18 protein-coding genes are annotated in these 17,282 nt (G+C 72.0%); 7 read left to right on the forward strand and 11 right to left on the reverse strand.

What is annotated here, in order from left to right; genetic code table 11:
• Positions 1-114 precede the first annotated feature (114 nt).
• Positions 115-951 (reverse strand): DUF6159 family protein, encoded by an 837-nt coding sequence (locus tag V7004_RS11190; RefSeq protein WP_334144037.1) that lies wholly within the window; start codon positions 949-951, stop codon positions 115-117.
• 118 nt (positions 952-1,069) lie between these two features.
• Between V7004_RS11190 and V7004_RS11195 the strand changes: the two genes are divergently transcribed.
• Entirely contained in the window at positions 1,070-1,612 is a 543-nt protein-coding gene (locus V7004_RS11195) for a CarD family transcriptional regulator (RefSeq protein WP_334144038.1), read from the forward strand.
• A gap of 10 nt (positions 1,613-1,622) precedes the next feature.
• On the opposite strand, the gene V7004_RS11200 is transcribed toward V7004_RS11195, so the two are convergent.
• The 4 genes from V7004_RS11200 to V7004_RS11215 all read right to left on the reverse strand — a co-directional run bounded on the left by V7004_RS11200 (position 1,623) and on the right by V7004_RS11215 (position 5,745).
• On the reverse strand, positions 1,623-2,846 hold the full coding sequence (locus V7004_RS11200) for a C69 family dipeptidase (RefSeq protein ID WP_334144039.1): 1,224 nt from the start codon (positions 2,844-2,846) through the stop codon (positions 1,623-1,625).
• A gap of 39 nt (positions 2,847-2,885) precedes the next feature.
• Positions 2,886-3,362 carry a hypothetical protein gene (locus V7004_RS11205; protein ID WP_334144040.1) on the reverse strand — a complete coding sequence of 159 codons (477 nt, stop codon included), beginning with the start codon at positions 3,360-3,362 and terminating at the stop codon, positions 2,886-2,888.
• Between the two features lie 99 nt (positions 3,363-3,461).
• On the reverse strand, positions 3,462-4,184 hold the full coding sequence (locus V7004_RS11210) for an ABC transporter ATP-binding protein (protein WP_334144041.1): 723 nt from the start codon (positions 4,182-4,184) through the stop codon (positions 3,462-3,464).
• A gap of 7 nt (positions 4,185-4,191) precedes the next feature.
• On the reverse strand, positions 4,192-5,745 hold the full coding sequence (locus V7004_RS11215; protein WP_334144043.1) for a hypothetical protein: 1,554 nt from the start codon (positions 5,743-5,745) through the stop codon (positions 4,192-4,194).
• 87 nt (positions 5,746-5,832) lie between these two features.
• Here V7004_RS11215 and cobF point away from each other — a divergent pair, with 87 nt between their 5' ends.
• From cobF to V7004_RS11235, 4 genes are all read left to right on the forward strand, one after another.
• Positions 5,833-6,612: a precorrin-6A synthase (deacetylating) gene (gene cobF, locus V7004_RS11220; RefSeq protein ID WP_334144044.1), complete on the forward strand. Its 780-nt coding sequence runs from the start codon at positions 5,833-5,835 to the stop codon at positions 6,610-6,612.
• Positions 6,613-6,673: 61 nt separating this feature from the next.
• Entirely contained in the window at positions 6,674-7,114 is a 441-nt protein-coding gene (locus V7004_RS11225; RefSeq protein WP_334144045.1) for a Fur family transcriptional regulator, read from the forward strand.
• Positions 7,111-9,360: a catalase/peroxidase HPI gene (gene katG, locus V7004_RS11230; RefSeq protein ID WP_442968047.1), complete on the forward strand. Its 2,250-nt coding sequence runs from the start codon at positions 7,111-7,113 to the stop codon at positions 9,358-9,360. The genes V7004_RS11225 and katG overlap by 4 nt, the downstream gene beginning before the upstream one ends.
• Positions 9,361-9,447: 87 nt before the next feature.
• Positions 9,448-9,858: a DUF2203 domain-containing protein gene (locus V7004_RS11235; RefSeq protein ID WP_334144047.1), complete on the forward strand. Its 411-nt coding sequence runs from the start codon at positions 9,448-9,450 to the stop codon at positions 9,856-9,858.
• Positions 9,859-9,888: 30 nt separating this feature from the next.
• On the opposite strand, the gene cbiB is transcribed toward V7004_RS11235, so the two are convergent.
• Positions 9,889-10,833, reverse strand: coding sequence for an adenosylcobinamide-phosphate synthase CbiB (cbiB, locus tag V7004_RS11240; RefSeq protein WP_334144048.1), 945 nt, complete (start codon positions 10,831-10,833; stop codon positions 9,889-9,891).
• A 239-nt stretch (positions 10,834-11,072) separates the two neighbouring features.
• On the opposite strand from cbiB, the gene V7004_RS11245 reads away from it, so the two are divergent.
• Positions 11,073-12,296: an IS110 family transposase gene (locus tag V7004_RS11245; RefSeq protein WP_334144049.1), complete on the forward strand. Its 1,224-nt coding sequence runs from the start codon at positions 11,073-11,075 to the stop codon at positions 12,294-12,296.
• Positions 12,297-12,313: 17 nt separating this feature from the next.
• On the opposite strand, the gene V7004_RS11250 is transcribed toward V7004_RS11245, so the two are convergent.
• The 5 genes from V7004_RS11250 to V7004_RS11270 all read right to left on the reverse strand — a co-directional run bounded on the left by V7004_RS11250 (position 12,314) and on the right by V7004_RS11270 (position 16,595).
• Complete coding sequence (locus V7004_RS11250; protein ID WP_334144050.1) at positions 12,314-13,156, reverse strand: aminotransferase class I/II-fold pyridoxal phosphate-dependent enzyme; 843 nt, start codon at positions 13,154-13,156, stop codon at positions 12,314-12,316.
• Between the two features lie 88 nt (positions 13,157-13,244).
• Entirely contained in the window at positions 13,245-13,625 is a 381-nt protein-coding gene (locus V7004_RS11255; protein WP_334144051.1) for a cobalamin biosynthesis protein, read from the reverse strand.
• Between the two features lie 50 nt (positions 13,626-13,675).
• The gene (cbiE, locus tag V7004_RS11260) at positions 13,676-14,887 is read right to left on the reverse strand and encodes a precorrin-6y C5,15-methyltransferase (decarboxylating) subunit CbiE (RefSeq protein WP_334144052.1); all 1,212 of its coding nucleotides are present in this window, start codon (positions 14,885-14,887) and stop codon (positions 13,676-13,678) included.
• A complete protein-coding gene (gene cobM / locus V7004_RS11265; RefSeq protein ID WP_334144053.1) occupies positions 14,884-15,720 on the reverse strand; it encodes a precorrin-4 C(11)-methyltransferase in 837 nt (278 codons plus the stop codon). The genes cbiE and cobM overlap by 4 nt, the downstream gene beginning before the upstream one ends.
• Positions 15,717-16,595 (reverse strand): SAM-dependent methyltransferase, encoded by an 879-nt coding sequence (locus V7004_RS11270; protein ID WP_334144054.1) that lies wholly within the window; start codon positions 16,593-16,595, stop codon positions 15,717-15,719. The genes cobM and V7004_RS11270 overlap by 4 nt, the downstream gene beginning before the upstream one ends.
• A gap of 202 nt (positions 16,596-16,797) precedes the next feature.
• Here V7004_RS11270 and V7004_RS11275 point away from each other — a divergent pair.
• A partial coding sequence (locus V7004_RS11275; protein WP_334144055.1) for a Calx-beta domain-containing protein occupies positions 16,798-17,282 on the forward strand: 485 nt, incomplete at its 3' end.

The following is a 17,282-nucleotide window of genomic DNA, read 5'->3' on the forward strand; positions in this document are numbered from 1 at the left end:
CGAACTGTTCAGGGATTCGCGGTGTGGGGCCGCGTGCTGGTGAACAGTTCGCTCACGTCTTCCGAACTGTTCAGGGATTCGCGGTGTGGGGCCGCGTGCTGGTGAACAGTTCGCTCAGAAGCGGCGGGTCTTGGGCTGGAACGCGGCCTGCAGCTCCTCCGAGCTGAACGCGGCCGGGGCCTGCCCTCTCGATGCGAACAGGTACAGCGCCGTGCGGTAGATGCCATTGAGGGCGCTGAGCACCACCGACGTGACCGCGATCCAGATGGCGGCGATGGCGATCCCGGCGATGGGGATGGCGGGGACCACCACGAAGATGACGAGGAGCGCGGGCAGGACGACGAGCAGACCGAGGATGCCGAAGCCGCCCTGGGCGACGAGGTTCTCACCCCAGGTCTGCTTGAACAGCGACGCGGACCGCTTGAGGGAGTCCACCGGCCCGGTACCCTCGACGACCACGACCGGTACCGCGAGCCAGGTGACGATCTCCCAGGCCATGCCCACGAGCCTGACGACGATCTGGCCCAGGAACCCGGCTCGGTCGCGGAGGGCCTGGAGGATCAGCCCCACGGTGCCGGTGAGCATGGACCACAGGAACAACGGGCCGATCCGGGAGCTGGCCTGGCTGAAGGCGCTGGCGAGCGTCGGGTCGCCGCCGGTGAGCCGCTGGTAGGCGCCCGAGACCAGCACGGCGGCGAAGTAGGTGACCACGAACGTGATGAGCAGGTACCCCACTGCGCCGACCACGTAGGTGAACGGCGTCGGGGTGATCTCGGTCTCGCCCGCCTGGGAGGTCGGGTCAAGGGTGAGCCACACGGCACCACCGGCGGCGGCCATGACCACGATCGTGCACACGAAGCTGATCACCGGGATCACCGCCAGCTCCTTGTCGGCCTTGAGGACCGCCCAGGACGACTTGGCGAGGGCCCAGCTGTTGGCGAGTCGACGCATGGGGCAACGGTAGGTCATCACCGCTGAGGATGGGAGGGAGAAGTGACTCGGAGATGTCACCAGGCCTCTCTCTGGAGTTGCCCGATGGTGTGAATCGGCGGTCGATGAGGCACACTGGATGGTCCGCCGTTCCAGCCGGAGGTCGTCGGTGCGCTTCAGAGTCGGTTCGAAAGTCGTGTATCCCGCCCATGGCGTGGCCAAGATCGTGGCCCGCGAACCGAGGATGTTGGACGGCAAGAAGGTCACCTACCTCGTGCTCTCGGTCCCGGAGCGTGGTTGGGGCACCTCCGGCGACATGAAGGTCTCGGTGCCCGAGGACCGGGCCGAAGACCTCGGGGTCCGTACGGCGATTTCGGAGGAGGACGCCGAGGACGTCCTCCAGGTGCTCGCCGCCACCGACGTGCGGGTGCCGTCGAACTGGTCGCGCCGGTTCAAGAACCACCAGGAGAAGCTCAAGTCCGGCGACGTCTACGAGTGCGCCGAGGTGGTGCGCAACCTGGCGTTGCGCCAGCGCAACGGCTCGCTGTCCACGGCCGAGAAGTCGATGTACGCCAAGGCCCGGCACATCCTCACCTCCGAGCTCGCCGTGTCGTGGAAGGTCGACGACGAAGAGGCCGCGCTGCGGGTCGATCGGGCTCTCGGGCTCGTCCCTGAGAACTGACAGGGCCCGCTCACACCCCGAGGCGCGCCAGCGCGCGGTCCACCCGCGCCCAGCTCTGCTCGACGAACGACGCTCGCCGAGCAGGATCGGCCGCGACCTGCTCGGCCTCCTCCCACAGCTCGTCCTCGAGCGGATCGAGCACTTCACGGATGCTCGCCAGCGCCTCGTCGGACCCGTCGCGGTCCCACGGGTCGAGCTCGACCCGCTCACGAAGGGTGGCGAAGCGCCCGTAGGTGGCGACCTCGCCCAGCGCCCGAGGCGCGAGGGGGGCCGCCCCCTGCTCGACGAACACCGGGAGGTACACGCTGACGCACGGGCTGCCCATCGCCACCCAGGCCCGCACGGACGGCTCGTCGCCGCCGTTCGCTCGCAGCTCGGCGATCATGGACGAGGTCGTGCACTGGTAGCCGCGCACGTGCATGCACACCGTGATGCCGGTGCCATCGGCCTCGATGGCGGGATCCGGGAGGCCCCTGGTCGCCGTGGCGGGGATCGCCCGGGCTGCCTGCCCGTGATCGCGCAGTACCCGCCGCAGGTCCAGCGGTGACGGGGCGGGACCCGCGGCGTCGACCACCGGGCGGGTGGTCGCGAGCCGTACGTCGGCCAGCCCGGTCCAGGCCTGCGGGTCACGGAAGCGGTCCCAGTCGTCGCCCGGTCGCAGATCGACCGAGGCCCGGGTCCAGTCGTCCCGGATGCCGATCCGGTTGGAGATCGCGGCGCCGGATCCGGCCGCCACGGGGCGGGCCGCCCAGCGACGGCCGCTGGTCTCGAGCACCCAGCCCGATCGGGGATCCGCGATGAGGAACGACGAGAAGTAGGCCTCGTCGTCGATGGCATCGGCGATGCCACCCTGGCCGTGGCGCTCCAGCAGCGCGGTCATCAGGTCGAGGGCGTGGTCCGCGCTGCGGGCCCGCTCGAGGCCGAGGCGCACGAGGTCCATGCCGATCAGAGCGGGCGGCGCGGCGTTCGGGTCGTCGACGGTCCAGACCTTCTCGTTGCCGATGGCCACCCCGTGCTCGTTGACGCCGTGCTCGAAGCCCCACAGCCAGTCGGGCCGGGCTCCGATCAGGGCCGCGGCCCCCTCGTCGGCGAGCGACAGGTACTGGGTGCGCAGCTCGCCGCCGCGGTCGCGGCGGCGGTGCGCCTCGATGAGCTGCACCTCACGCACCGGTCGGTCGGAGTTCTTGGCGAACAGCGTGCGGCCGGGTTGGATCGAGCACAGCGTGTCGCACATCGAGCGGCACGCTACCCGGGGGTCGCGTGGCCGTGCGGATCATCGAGCGGCGGCGGTCACCACCTGCTCGAACTGGCGGACGCCGGCTCGCACGATCTGATCGTGCGACCAGGCCAGGAGCGGCCGGACCACTCGGGCCAGCCGGCCGATCGCGGGGTTGGTGGGGGTCAGTGCCCAGCACAGCCGGGCCCGACAGCCGCCGGGTACCTCGAGCAGCTCCAGGCGGGCCGGTCCTGCCAGGTCGCCGGCGACCGTCGTTCCGACGACGGCCCGCTCGACCAGCTCGACGACCTGGACCTCGAAGCGCAGGGTGTAGGGCAGGGGGGCGCGGACCTCGAACCGGGCCCGTGCCCCTCGATACAGGCCGTCGGCGTCGAAGGTGCGCAACCAGCGCCACCACCGCGGGAAGTCCTCGGTCCGCTCGATCAGCGCCCAGAACGCGCCGGCGGTGACCGGGAAGGTCCAGGTTCGGTCGAACCGGAACGGTGCGGCTGCCGCCGCTGGCGAGATCGCCACCGGTCCAGCCTCGCAGAGCAGTGCGGTCACGTGCCGGGTCAGCCAGCCGATCGCCTCGCGCCACGACGTGGAACGGCCTGGGGCGGCGTGGGCCGGCGCTCAGGCACCGACGAGAGTGCGGATCTTCTCCGGGTTGGCCGGCCCGTCGTAGTGGAGCTGGCCGTCCTGCAGGCCGACGCAGCGGGTGGCCTTGGGAGCAAGGTCGAGCTGGTGGGTGGAGACGATCACCGCCGCGCCCTGTTCGGCTACGTCCGCGAGCACGTCCACCAGGGTCTCCTGGCCCGGGGTGTCGAGGCCGACGAAGGGCTCGTCGATCAGCAACAGGCTGAACGGCCGGATCAGGCCGAGGATCAGCGCAGCCTTCTGGCGGAGCCCCCGGCTGAACTTGGCCGGCAGGTCGTCGGCGCGCTCGGTGAGGTTGAACATCTCGAGCAGGTCGTCGGCGTAGCTCTCCCAGTCCTGGGTGCCGTGCAGCCTGGCGATGTACTCGATGTGCTCGTTCACGCTGAGGTCGTCGTAGAGCACCGGCGCGTCGGGCAGGTAGGAGGTGGCCGCCCGGGCTTCGATGCTCCCGACGGGCTGGCCGAGCACGTAGGCGTGGCCCTCGTTCGCCTGGAGCAACCCGGCGCACAGCCCGAGGAACGTCGATTTCCCCGCCCCGTTCGGCCCCACGAGCATCACCAGCTCACCGGGCTGCACCACCAGGTCGACCGGGGAGAGGCCCATGCCGTCGCCGTAGTCCTTGGCGAGCCCGGCGACCTCCAGCGCGGCGTCCGGGTGGGCCGCGGGCGGCGGAGGCGGGGCGGGCATGGCGAAGGTCATGGCGGGCTCACAGGTGCTTGGGTTTGCGGTACCGGAGCCAGAGGAACGCTCCGAGCAGCCCGAACAAGCTATAGGTGGTGGCGCTCTGCACCGCCGGCAGGTCGAGGGCATCCGCGTCGCTGCCGGCCGCGAGCAACGGCAGCAGGCCCACCACGACCAGGGCGGGGGGCAGCACCAGCCGGCCGAGCAGGACGAACCCCATCATGTCCGGCCCCAGCCCCGCCATCTGGGCCACGTCGGGAGCGCCCTGGGAGGTGCCGACGGCCGCTCCGAGGGCTGCCGCGCCGGCGGCCGTGACCAGCGTCGCGGGTGCCAGCCGCACCACCACCTCGACGGGGACCAGCACCATCGACGAGGCCACCCCGATGAGATACACGATCGTCATCACCACGAAGGCTGCGGGCACGTGCTGGAGCAGCACCCGCCCCGGCTCCATGGGGAAGCTCTCCCAGCGGGTGGGGTGGTCGACCTCCTGGGCGATCGGCTCGGCGGCGTCGTATCCCGCCACGTAGAGGGCCAGGCCGCTGGCCACGATCATGGGGGTGACACCGCGCCAGGCCGCGCCGGCGGCCAGGCCCGCGGCCACCCCGAGCAGCGCCAGGCGCACCAGGCGCACGGCGGGGAAGCGGGCCACGCTCTGCCAGTCCCGCCGCCAGACCGCCGGCAGCCGCCCACCCCGCCGGAGGTGGATCCACGGCTTGGCTCGGGGTCGTTCCTGGGAGAGCTGCCGGCGCAGCAACACGACGGTGCGGACGTCCTGCAAGGTGACGGCGAAGCGCAACTGCGAGATCAGCCCGGCCCGCCGCATGGCCGCCTCGATCGACAGTCCCCCGACGTTCGCCAGCCCGACGAGGGGCACCGCGACCGCGACCGCTACGCCGACCAGCGCCATCGGGGCGATCTCGATGGGCCAGAACGCCAACCGGGCCAGCAGGGTGAGCGGCGAGGTGGTGGTTCCAGCGAGCAGGTCGAGCACCGACCATCCCACGATCGCCCCCGCGACCAGGTTGGCCGCCAGCCATCCGACCCGCCGGCCCGACAGCACCATGGCCACCCCGGCGGCCAGCACCGCGAGCAGGGCGAAGGTCACCGCGCAGGCGGCGATGGCCGCCGCCACGTTCACGGGTAGGCGCCGAGCGGCGAGCTCACCGACGATCGCGCCGACCACCGCACCGGCGAAGGCCAGGAACCGGAGCTGCTTGAGCGCCGGGCCTCGCAGCGCCAGGTTGCGGTCGACCGGTGCGCCCAGCTCGTGCAGCACCACGGGTCCTTCCAGCACGAGGGGCCCGCCTCGCCCGCCGGATCGGGCACCGATGCCGATGGCCACCGCGAAGATCAGCCCGAGCACGGGCACGGCGTCGTGCAGGAACGTCAACGCCTCGTCGTTCGACAGCCGATCGTCGGGCAGCCGGCCCGCGGCGAACAACACGAAGATCACCCCGGCCAGGGCCGCGATGTAGACCCGGTAGAGGGCGTCGACCCAGTGGACGTCGGCCAGGCGGTTGCGGCGTCGGGTCCGTCGCAGCTCGCGCAGGGCATCGGCGCCGGCCTGGGAGGTCACGGGTGGAATGTACCGAGCCGACGGACGGGGCCCGAAGCCGGCGGGCCGGGCCGGCTCGGGGACGGCGCGATCGGTAGGTTCCCCCCGGTGGAGCGACAGGCATCGGTGGTCGGAGCGTGCACGGTGGTAGTGGTCGGGATCGGTCCGGGCGATCCCGGGATGGTGACGGTGCATGCCCTCGAGGCGCTGGCATCGGTGGATCTCGTGGTGGTGTTCGACAAGGGCGAGCGGGCCGGCGAGCTGCTCGCGCTGCGCCGGGAGGTACTCGACCGGGCGAGTGCCGGCACGCCGCCTCGGGTGGTCACGCTGGCCGATCCGGAGCGGGACCCTGAGGGCACCTACGCCGAAGCGGTGCGGGAGTGGCACCGGGCCCGCGCCGAGCTCCTCGAGCGGTTGCTGGTCGAGGAGGTGTCACCAGGCACGCGGGTCGGCCTGCCGGTCTGGGGGGACCCGTCGCTGTACGACAGCACGCTGCGGCTGCTCGACGAGCTGAACGCCCGGGGTCGGATCCGGGTGGATGTCGAGGTCGTCCCCGGTGTGAGCAGCCTCCAGCTCCTGGCGGCTCGCCACCGCATCGTCCTGCACCGGGTGGGGGGATCGCTCCTCGTGACCACCGGCCGCCAACTGCGGGCGGGAGTGCCCGCGGGCATCGACGACGTGGCGGTGTTCCTCGACGGCTCGTGCAGCTTCACCCTGCTGCGGGACGAGGGTTGGCACATCTTCTGGGGGGCGTACCTGGGGATGCCCGGGGAGGTGCTCATGTCCGGGCCGCTCGACGAGGTGGCCGAGGCGATCGTGCGTCGGCGGGAGGCGCTGCGGCGGGAGCGGGGGTGGATCTTCGATCTGTACCTGCTCCGCAAGCGTTGACGGGCGACCGCTCCCGAGATTTTTCTGGACATAATCCAGATTCAGATTTAGTCTGTAACTTGTGACAGTCCACGATCCTCGTGACGGTGGTTTCGAGGAGATCCTGCGTGGGCACGGCCTGAGCGTGACCGCCCAGCGTCTCGCGGTGTTGCGAGTCGTCTCCTCCCGCCCGCATGCCACCGCGGCGGAGATCGAGTCCGCGGTGCGCGCCGAGCTCGGCGCGGTGTCGAAGCAGGCCGTCTACGACGCGCTGACCACGCTGTGGGAGTACGGCGTGATCCGCCGTATCCGCCCGGCAGGGTCGCCTGCCCGCTACGAGGCCCGGGTAGGGGACAACCACCACCACCTGGTCTGCCGGGAGTGCGGCCGCACCGTTGACGTCGACTGCGCCACCGGAGCCGTGCCCTGCCTCACCCCGTCGGACGATGCCGGCTTCGACATCGACGAGGCCGAGGTCGTCTTCTGGGGGCGATGTCCTTCGTGCGCCTCCAACCCGTCCTGACCGCCGACCGTCCAGCCCGACCAGCCCGACCAGCCACCATCCGGAGGTGTCCCATGAGTGAGCACAGCGAGAGCGAGAGCCCCGTCATCCCCGCACCCGAGCCCAGAGCCCACCGGCCCCGGACCAACAAGGACTGGTGGCCCGACCAGCTCGACCTCGACCTGCTGCGGGCCCACTCGCCGGTCAGCGACCCGCGCCGGGGCGCGTTCGACTACCGCAGGGCCTTCGCCGAGCTCGACGTCGAGGCCCTGAAGGCCGACCTCATCGCGCTCATGACCGACTCCCAGGACTGGTGGCCCGCCGACTACGGCCACTACGGGCCGCTGTTCATCCGCATGAGCTGGCACGCCGCCGGCACCTACCGCATCACCGACGGTCGGGGCGGTGGCGGCACCGGCGCTCAGCGCTTCGCCCCGCTGAACAGCTGGCCCGACAACGCCAACCTCGACAAGGCCCGCCGCCTGTTGTGGCCCATCAAGCAGAAGTACGGCGACAAGATCTCCTGGGCGGACCTGATCGTGTTCGCCGGCAACGTGGCCATGGAGTCCATGGGCTTCCAGACGTTCGGTTTCGGCTTCGGTCGGGAGGACATCTGGCAACCCGACGAGGTCTTCTGGGGATCGGAGGACACCTGGCTCGGCGACGAGCGCCACAGCGCCGACGACGAGCTGGCCGAGCCGTTCGGCGCGGTGCAGATGGGGCTCATCTACGTGAACCCCGAAGGACCGAACGGCAACCCCGACCCGCTGGCGGCGGCCCGCCACATCCGGGCCACCTTCGGCCGGATGGCCATGAACGACGAGGAGACCGTGGCGCTGATCGTGGGTGGGCACACCTTCGGCAAGTGCCACGGGGCCGCCTCCGCGGACTACGTGGGACCCGAGCCCGAGGGCTGCCCGGTGGAGCACCAGGGCCTCGGGTGGGTCAACCGCTTCGGGACCGGGAAGGGCCCAGACACCATCACCAGCGGCCTCGAGGGCGCGTGGACCAACGATCCCATCCGCTGGGACAACGGCTACCTCGACAACCTGTTCAACTACGACTGGGAGCTGACCGAGAGCCCGGCCGGGGCCAAGCAGTGGAAGCCGAAGAACCCCGAGGCGCAGGGGACCGTTCCCGACGCACACGACCCGAACGTGCGGCACGCGCCGATGATGCTCACCACCGACCTGGCGCTGAAGGTGGACCCGATCTACGCACCGATCGCCAAGCGGTTCCACGAGCACCCCGACGAGCTGGCCGAGGCGTTCGCCAAGGCGTGGTACAAGCTGCTCCATCGGGACATGGGCCCGGTGTCGCGCTACCTGGGGCCCTGGGTGCCCGAGCCCCAGCTCTGGCAGGACCCGGTGCCTCCCGTCGACCACGAGCTGGTCGGTGATGCCGAGGTCTCAGAGCTCCGTCAGCTGATCCAGGAGTCGGGGCTGAGCGTCCAGCAGTTGGTCACCACGGCGTGGAAGGCCGCGTCGAGCTTCCGGGGCACCGACAAGCGTGGCGGGGCCAACGGCGCCCGCATCCGCCTCGCGCCCCAGAAGGACTGGGACGCCAATGAGCCCGCCGAGCTGGCCCAGGTGCTCGAGGTGCTGGAGGCGATCCGGCAGCGGTTCAACGAGTCCCGCACCGACGGGGTGCGCATCTCGCTGGCCGACCTGATCGTGCTGGCGGGAGGTGTCGGGGTCGAGGAGGCCGCCCGGCGGGCGGGCGTCGAGATCACGGTGCCGTTCACGCCGGGGCGGACCGATGCCACCCAGGAGCAGACCGACGTCGAGTCGTTCTCGGTGCTCGAGCCGGTTGCCGACGGGTTCCGCAACTACCTGCGAGCGGGCGAGAAGCGTCGCCCGGAGGAGCTCATGCTGGACCGGGCCTTCATGCTCACGCTCACCCCGCCGGAGATGGCGGTGCTGATCGGCGGGATGCGGGCCATCGGGGCAACCCACGGCGCCAGCTCGCTCGGGGTGCTCACCGACCGCCCCGGAGCGCTCAGCAACGACTTCTTCGTGAACCTGCTCGACATGGGCACGGAGTGGCGGGTGTCGCCCACCGACGAGCACGTCTACGAGGGGCGCGATCGGGCCAGCGGTGCGCTCCGCTGGACGGCCACCGCGTGCGACCTGGTGTTCGGCTCGCACTCGGAGCTGCGGGCACTGTCGGAGTACTACGCCCAGAGCGACTCCGGTGAGCGCTTCGTGCACGACTTCGTCGCCGCCTGGCAGAAGGTGATGGAGCTCGACCGCTTCGACGTGCGCTGACCGCGCTGACCGATCGGTCGGCCGCCTGCCGGCCCCGCCCCGATCCTGCCCGGTGCGTCCTCCGGCTCCGCCGGGCAGGATGGGGTGGTGGACCGTCGCCTGTTCAGCCTGGCCGAGGCCGAAGCGATGCTCGCCGAGGGGCGAGAGGCACTCGCCGAGATCGTCATTCTGCGCCGCCAGCTGGCCGAGGCGGTCGCCGCGCTGGAGGAGCGGGGTGAACGGGGCGCGCTGCCCGAGGCGAAGGGCCTGGAGGCCCGGATCGGTGACCGGCTCGACTGGTTCACCAGCCGTGGGGTGCAGGTGAAGGGCTGGGCGCCGTTGCTGCTCGACTGGCCGGCGGAGGTCGGCGGCCGGCCCGTGCTGCTGTGCTGGCTCGAGAACGAGGAGCGGATCGGCTGGTACCACGAACCGAACCTCGGGTTCCCGGGCCGCCGGCCCCTCGCCGAGCTGCTCGACCCGGCCAGCGGTGGCGGGTCGACACCCACCGATCAGCGCTGAGGGGACCCGGTCATCGGGTCACGTGTCGGTTCAGCCGGTGGCATGCGCACGCAAGCTCCGGCGACGCCGGCGACGGCCGGCCACAGCGCTCATGACCACCGCGGTCAGCGCGGCTGCCGCGCTCGCCTGGCGCCGCAGACGGACGGCCCGCTCGACATCGCCTGGGCCCGGTGGGGGGCCGACGCCGAGGATGCCGCGCTGCTCCAGCCGGTCGCCGTACCGGTTGGTCCCACCCAACCTGATGCCGAGGGCGGCAGCGAACGCGGCCTCGATCACCCCGCCGTTCGGCGATGGGTGTGCCGGGGCGTCCTGGCGGACCGCGGCCAGGATGCGGGTGGCACGGTGGGGCCGCACCGCGCATACCGCGGCCACCGCGGCGCGCGCCGGCAGGTAGTTGACCACGTCGTCGGCCCGCGCCGCCGCCCAGCCGAAGCGCCGGTACCGGTCGTCGAGGTGCCCGATCATGGCGTCGGAGGTGTTGACGGCCCGGTGGCCGAGCGCGCCGGCGGGCCCGGCCACCGCGCCCCACCACAACGGGCCGATCACCGCATCCACCAGGTTCTCCGCCACCGACTCGACGGCGGCCCGGCACAGCTCGCTGGCGTCGAGCTGGGAGGGGTCACGCCCGACCAGCGACCGGACCCGATCGCGGGCCAGCTCCAGCTCACCGCGGCGGACGTGGCCGGCCACGGCGAGGGCCTCCGTGTCGAGCATCCGCCCGCTGGAGGCGACGGCCACCGCGGCGAGCGTGGCCCCCGTGCGACCCAGCAGACGGTCGAGGAGCCGGCCGGCGGCGACGGCGGTACCCACACCGGCCAGCAGGTGCAGCGCACCGGCCCACCGTCGGTCGCGATAGGTCCGCCGCTCCATCCGGGCCATGGCCGTGCCGTATCCGGCCACCGGATGACACCAGGTCGGTGGTTCGCCGGCGAGTTGATCGACGAGCACCCCCGCCGCCGCGCCGAGCGCGCTCATTGGCCCACCATGCGGGTAACGGCACTGGTTGGTGTTGGTGTCGCTCCTCGGTAGCGCTCGGGGGACGGCCATGGGCGCGAGCTGCTCGACAGCCAGCGTGAGTACCGCCGCCCCCGACGCGCCGGGGCCCCGGGACCGCCCTTGGGAACATGCCCGACCGAGGGCCGAACAATGAGCGAGCGGCACCGGAGCCTCGACACCGATGAGTGAACCAGACCGACTTGAGGAAGGAGAATCCGATGCTGTTCGTCGGCTGGGACTGGGCCAGCGAGACCCATGACGTCACGGTGATCGACGACACCGGCGAGATCGTCGACCGCTGGGCACTGCGCCACGACGCCACCGACCTCGCCGCAGCTCTCACCCGTTTGGCTGGCCACGGCGACCCCGAAGATCTGCCCGTGGCGATCGAGACCACCAGCGGCCTGGTCGTCGATCGACTGCTGGCGGCCGGCCATCCGGTGGTGCCGATCCATCCGAATGCGTTCAACGCCGCCCGTCCACGCTGGAGCGCGAGCCGGGCCACGTCGGACACCGGTGACAGCTTCAAGCTCGCCGACTACCTGCGCACTGATGGTCATCGCCTCCGCCGGCTCGAACCCCTCGACGACGCCACCGCCGAGGTCCAGGCCCTGTCCCGGATGCGTGACGACCACGTCGAGGCAAAGGTCGCCGCCACCAACCAACTGCGCGCCCTGCTGGAGCGGCACTGGCCCGGCGCCACCACGATCTTCGCTCGCCTCGACAGCGACATCGCCCTGGCGTTCCTGGACGACTACCCGACCCCGGTATCGGCGGCCCGGCTCGGTGAGGCCCGGATGAAGATGTTCTGCCGCCGACACTCCTACTGCGGTCGTCGTGACCCCGCCGTGCTGATCGAGCGACTCCGCTCCGCGCCCGAACCCACCGAGCCGTTCTCGCCCGAGATCCTCGCCGAGCTCGTCCGGACCCAGGTCCGGCTGCTGCGCACACTGCTGGCCACCATCGCCGACCTGGACCGAGCGATGAGCGCCGCGCTCCTCGAGCATTCCAAGGCCCCACTGCTCGCACCCCTGCCCCGCATCGGCGAGATCAACCTCGCACAGGTCATCGGCGAGGTCGGACCGATCCTCACCCGGGCACTCGACGTCGACCACGCCTGCGCCGAGGTCGGCGCCACCCCGGTCACCAAGGAATCGGGCAAGGGCCGAGCCGTGAACTTCCGCTGGGCGGTCAACACCCGAGCCCGCAAAGCGCTGTTCACCTTCGCCGACAACAGCCGCCACGCCAGCCCCTGGGCCGCCAAGCTCTACAACGACGCCCGAGCCCGCGGGAAACGACACCCACACGCCATCCGCATCCTCATGCGAGCCTGGATGCGTGTCATCTGGTCCTGCTGGCACACCAACACCGCCTACGACCCCACCCTCCACGGCGCACAACGACGACTCGTCACCACCACCGACGAAGAAATCGCGGCGTAGGGGTTGACTTGGGAAACTCACGGCCCCACCCGGCCGAAGGCCGCGAGCACCGGTTCGAGCTGGTCCGGGTGAGGAAGCGCCACCCTGGCGAGGCCCGAGAGGCCGAACGAGGCGGTGTCACGGACGACCACCCCCTCTGGGGCCAGGGCCTCCCGGAGCCCGGCCCGCTCGACCAGCACCCAGTTCGCCTCGGTGTCGATCACGGCGAACCCGGACGCCCGGAGCCCTTCGACGAACTCGGCCCGCAGGCCGGCCACCTCGCGGGCCCATCGAGGCAGATCGGTGAGCTCCAGCAGGCACGGCAGCGCGGCGAGCGCCAGCGCGTTCACCGCCCATCGTGGCCGGCGCCGCCGGAGCTGCTCTGCGTGCTCGGCGGTGGGGGCGATCGCGTAGCCGATCCGCAGACCCGGGCAGGCCCACAGCTTGGTCAACGATCCCAACCGCCATGACATCCGGTCACCCCGGCTCCACGTACCGGTGGCCAGCGGGTAGAAGGCCTCGTCCCACACCCCGGCCGTCGCACCGGGCTCGGCCAGGTGCCCGAGCGGGTTGGACGGGTTCGAGCGCCAGCGGGGTGCCCCCCGGCGTACCCGACCGAGGTGACGCTCGTACAGCGAGAACTCGGGTGGCACTACCTCGCCTTCGGGCTCCAGCGCCGCGACCAGGGCGATCGCTTCGGCCCCGCCGTTGGTGAGCACGACCCGCTCCGGGTCTTCGCCCATGGCTCCGGCCAGCAGTCCGGCGGCCTCCCGGTCGTCGGGATAGCGGCGCACGAGGTCCGGGCAGTCTTCGAGGAGCCGGCGAAGCACCCGGGTGACGTCGGGAGCGAAGGGGTTGAGGCTCGCAGAGAGATCGATCATCTCCGCCGGATCGCGCCCGAGCGCGCGCGCGAGGTGCAGCACATCCCCGCCGTGGGGACCGGGAGGGGGCACGCGAGTGACCATCCGCTCAGCGCTCCCGCTCGGAGCGGTGAGCGGATGCGGGTCGGCCCGGGGCGGGCCGGGCGATCGCAGCGGTGGCGTGCGGGCTGCGGGCGGTGGGCTCGAGCAGGCGCCCGCCCGGGCCGGCCGCGAGCAGGGCGGCGGTCCGGGCCACCTGCGCGGGAAGGCCCCGCCGGCGGGACACGGTTGGACTCGCCGCGAGCAGCTCGTCGTCGTCGATGCCCACCACCGGGCAGCCGAGCGCCACCCGGGGGTCGGTGGCGAATCGTGTCCGGGTGGCGATCGCCCCAGGCGGGAACGGGAGGCCGTGGCGGGACAGCAGGTCCCGGACGAGCTGCTCTACCTCCTCGGCGCTCGCCCGGGAGGCGAGCCCGATGCCGACGATCACCCGGGACGACGCGGTGAGAGCTTCACGAGGTTCGCGTGCCGGAGACGAGCTCATCGCCGCGCCCGACCCACGAACACCGGGTTTGTCGGCTCCAGGCGCAGGCCGGCGCTCCCGATCGGCACGGCGTGGTCGACGTGCAGCTGCACCAGCTCGTCGAGCACCGAGGTCGCGGCCAGCACGTGCTCGAGCACGGTGAACGCGGCGGCCAGCACGCCGCCGTCGCCGAGGTGGTCCCACGCGGCTCGCAGCACCGGCGGCCCGCCGCCTCCGACGAAGATCCGGTCCGGTGGGGGCAGGTCGGCGAAGGCGCCGGGCGCGTCGGCCCGGATCACCCGGACCCGCTGGCCCACCCCGAACGCGGCGGCGTTCCGCTCGATCCGATCGGCATCGGCATCAGCTCGCTCGATCGCGTACACCGTGAGGTCCGGGTTGACTGTGGCGGCTTCGATCCCCACCGAGCCGCTCCCTGCCCCGACGTCCCACAGCACCTCTGCACCGGCGAGGTGCAGCTTGGCCAGGACCACGGCCCGGACCTCCGGTTTGGTGATCATGCCGTCGCGGTGCTCGAAGGCTCCCACGTCGGCCCCCCAGGACAGGCGAAGGTGGGCCTGCCCGGACCTGGTCACGTCGCCGTCCGCGAGCAGCAGCACCACCGACAGCGGGTCGAAGCATCCGGCCGCCAGCCCGTCGAGATCGGTCCACACCACGCGCTCGTCTCGCTCACCCAGCCGGCTGGCGACCACCACCCGCCGGGGCGAGCACCCGGCGGCCAACAGCGCCGCTCCCAGGCGCTCCGGGGAGTGCTCGGGTGAGGTCAGCACGGCGGCCTTGGGACTGCGGATGGCCCGCTCCACCGCTGCGGCCAGTGGCCGGCCGTGCGCGGAGATGACCTCCGCGTCGTCCCAGGATTCACCCGCGGCCGCCCACGCGAGCGACACCGACGATGGGGCGGGATGCACCCTCACCCGGTCACCGAACCGGCCACGGGCGAGGCGGGCGAACCCGAAGAATCCGGGGTCGCCCGATGCCAGCACGCACACCCGGCGGTTCTCCGCCATCGCCATGGCGATGCGGTCGAGCACGGCGTCCAGCGGGCCCGCCAGCTCGACTCGCTCGCAAGGCCCACCGGCGAGCTGCTCGGTGTGGGTGAGGTGCCGTGGTGCGCCCACGAGCAGGTCGGCCTCCCGGAGAGCCTCCCGCGCCCGGGGTCCGAACACCTCCCCCCCGATGACGCCGACGATGTCGAGACGACCGGCCGTCATCGTGGCCCCTCCCCGACCGGGTCGGCTGACACCGTGGGTCCGGTCGAGACGGTCGGTGCCTCCCCGCCTCGGGACGCATCCGGCCGGAACCGCGTGCCATACGCAGGGTCGTACACGTGGCTGCGCCGTCCCCCGGCTGCGGCGAGCGCCGGGCCGACGAGGATCATCGTGGTGTCGGTGAGACCGGCCCGGGTCACCGTTGCGGCCAGCTCACCGATCGAGGTGGTGAGCAGCTGCTCGTCGGCTCGGCTCACCCGTGAGGCGACGAGGACCGGGGTTGCGGGCTCGTAGCCCGAACCGTCCGCCAGGAGCTCGTCCACCAGCAGCTCCACGTGCCGCACCGAGAGGAACAGCGCCATGGTCGCCCCCGCGGCGGCGAAGGCCCGCACCGTCTCGCGCTCGGGCACCGAGGCGGCGGTGCCCACTGCCAACCTGGTCAGGATCACCGACTGCGCGACCCCGGGCAGGGTCAGCTCGCAGCCCGCCGCCGCCGCGGCGGCGGTGAACGACGAGACACCCGGGACCACCTCGAAAGCTCGGTCGTGGGCGACGCACCAGGCGATCTGCTCGCCGATCGCCCCGAAGATCGTCGGGTCCCCCGAGTGCAGCCGCACGATGGCGGCGTTCGGGTGCGCGGCGAAGACGTCGCAGACCTCTTCGAGGGTCATGGCCCGCGAGTCGTGGATGACGGCGTCGTCCCGGCAGTGCTCGAGTGCCTCCGGCGCGACGAGCGATCCGGCCCACACGACCACGTCGGCGTTGCGGAGCCGGTCCACGGCCCGCACGGTGAGAAGGTCGGCGGCTCCCGGGCCGGCACCCACGAACGAGATCATCGCCGGGTCATCGCGCCGGCAGGCGCCGGGACGATGACGGTGCTCAGGTAGGCGATCGGGCCGTCAGGGGCGCTGCGAGCCGGAACCAACCGCTCACCCGGCAAACCGGTCAGCTCGGCGAACAGCGCGTCGTCCCGCCCGCTCTCCTCGGCCAGGGTGCGCACCACCTCGCCGGTGGTGTCGGTCTTGTGCAGGACCACGGCGTCCCCGTCGCGGGCGGCGCGGGCGGCCCGGCGGGGGTCCGCGGTGACCACCAGGCTGCCACTGCCCCCGCCGAGGGCGATCGCCGCCCCAGCGGCCGCTGCCTGGTAAGCGGTGATGCCCGGCACCGCAGCAATCGGGAGCGCGGGTCGGGTGCTGCGGAGGCGTTGCGCGAGGTCGGGGAAGAGGGTCCACTGGGCGGGGTCACCGAGCACGGCCACTGCGACCAGCTCGCTGACGTCGAGTGCGGCTGACACCGCCTCGACCAGATCGGACATCGACCGCTCACGCTCCCGGGGATCAAGGTCGAACGCCACCCGCTGGATGGGCGCGAGCGGGACGGCCGAGCGGACCACGGCTTCGGCTCGACCGATGGAGCGGGCGTCGGTGCTGACCGTCAGCACCCGATCGGCCTCGGTCAGCACGGCGACTGCCCGGCGGGTGATGAGCGACGGGTCGCCCGGGCCGACCCCGACGCCGATCAGCCCTGGCCGGGGAAGGGCGAGCGGCGCTGGATCGCTGTCGGCCGGCGTGCCCGGTGCCGGTTGGTCCCGGCTCAGGAGGAGGGTGATGGCCTGGCGGATGAGGTCGGCCTCGGAGCGGCCGGCGGCGGACGCCCGCTGCGAGAGCTTCTGCTTCAGATCGTCGGGCAGGTAGATCGACGACTTGTGCATGGCGGGACCGTACCCCAGGTAGGGCAGAGGTAGGGCATGCGAGTTGGCCTACCAGGCGACGCTTCCCGGGTGTCGCCCCATCGGGCGTCCGTCGGGCGGTGGGTCTTGAAGGTTGCCCCCCGGATGGGGTGTAGGTAGGGTCTCGGCCAACCATGTGCTCGGCGCGGCCCGCATGGCGGACCCCGGACGAGGGAGGCGGGCCATGACCGCACTACACGACCACCCCCATCCTTCGCGTTTTCGTGCCACCCGTTGGGCCGCCCTGGCGTTCACCGCCTTGCTCCTGGCTGCCCTGGCGGTGCTGGTGCCGGGATCCCCGGTGCAGGGGTCGGGGTCGGCGGTGGCGTCGGTGGGGGACGTATCGGTCGTCGAGGGTGACACCGGCACCCGGGTGGTGAGGGCACCCCTCACCCTCTCCGAACCCTCACCCGGTCCGCAACGTGTGGTCGTCACCGTCGCTGCAGGCACGGCCACGGTGGGCGTTGATTTCAAGAAGGCTTATTCCAGGACCGTTGCGTTCAAAGCCGGCCAGACCTCCAAGACGGTGTCGGTCGCGGTGCTGCCCGACACCATCGCCGAGGGCGACGAGACCGTCACCGTGACCCTGTCGTCCCCCAGCTCGGGGCTGACCATCGGCGTCGGCACCGCCACGGTCACCATCCGTGACGACGACACCCCACCCCCACC

The organism is Rhabdothermincola sp., from assembly GCF_036846205.1.
GTDB lineage: Bacteria > Actinomycetota > Acidimicrobiia > Acidimicrobiales > Acidimicrobilacustridaceae > Rhabdothermincola.

Bases quoted from the DNA above. Each gene is read 5' to 3' on its own strand.
- V7004_RS11190 (WP_334144037.1), bottom strand. From the start codon at position 951: ATGCGTCGACTCGCCAACAGCTGGGCCCTCGCCAAGTCGTCCTGGGCG.
- V7004_RS11195 (WP_334144038.1), top strand. From the start codon at position 1,070: ATGGTCCGCCGTTCCAGCCGGAGGTCGTCGGTGCGCTTCAGAGTCGGT.
- V7004_RS11200 (WP_334144039.1), bottom strand. From the start codon at position 2,846: ATGTGCGACACGCTGTGCTCGATCCAACCCGGCCGCACGCTGTTCGCC.
- V7004_RS11210 (WP_334144041.1), bottom strand. From the start codon at position 4,184: ATGACCTTCGCCATGCCCGCCCCGCCTCCGCCGCCCGCGGCCCACCCG.
- cbiB (WP_334144048.1), bottom strand. From the start codon at position 10,833: ATGAGCGCGCTCGGCGCGGCGGCGGGGGTGCTCGTCGATCAACTCGCC.
- V7004_RS11245 (WP_334144049.1), top strand. From the start codon at position 11,073: ATGCTGTTCGTCGGCTGGGACTGGGCCAGCGAGACCCATGACGTCACG.
- V7004_RS11250 (WP_334144050.1), bottom strand. From the start codon at position 13,156: ATGATCGATCTCTCTGCGAGCCTCAACCCCTTCGCTCCCGACGTCACC.
- cbiE (WP_334144052.1), bottom strand. From the start codon at position 14,887: ATGACGGCCGGTCGTCTCGACATCGTCGGCGTCATCGGGGGGGAGGTG.
- cobM (WP_334144053.1), bottom strand. From the start codon at position 15,720: ATGATCTCGTTCGTGGGTGCCGGCCCGGGAGCCGCCGACCTTCTCACC.
- V7004_RS11270 (WP_334144054.1), bottom strand. From the start codon at position 16,595: ATGCACAAGTCGTCGATCTACCTGCCCGACGATCTGAAGCAGAAGCTC.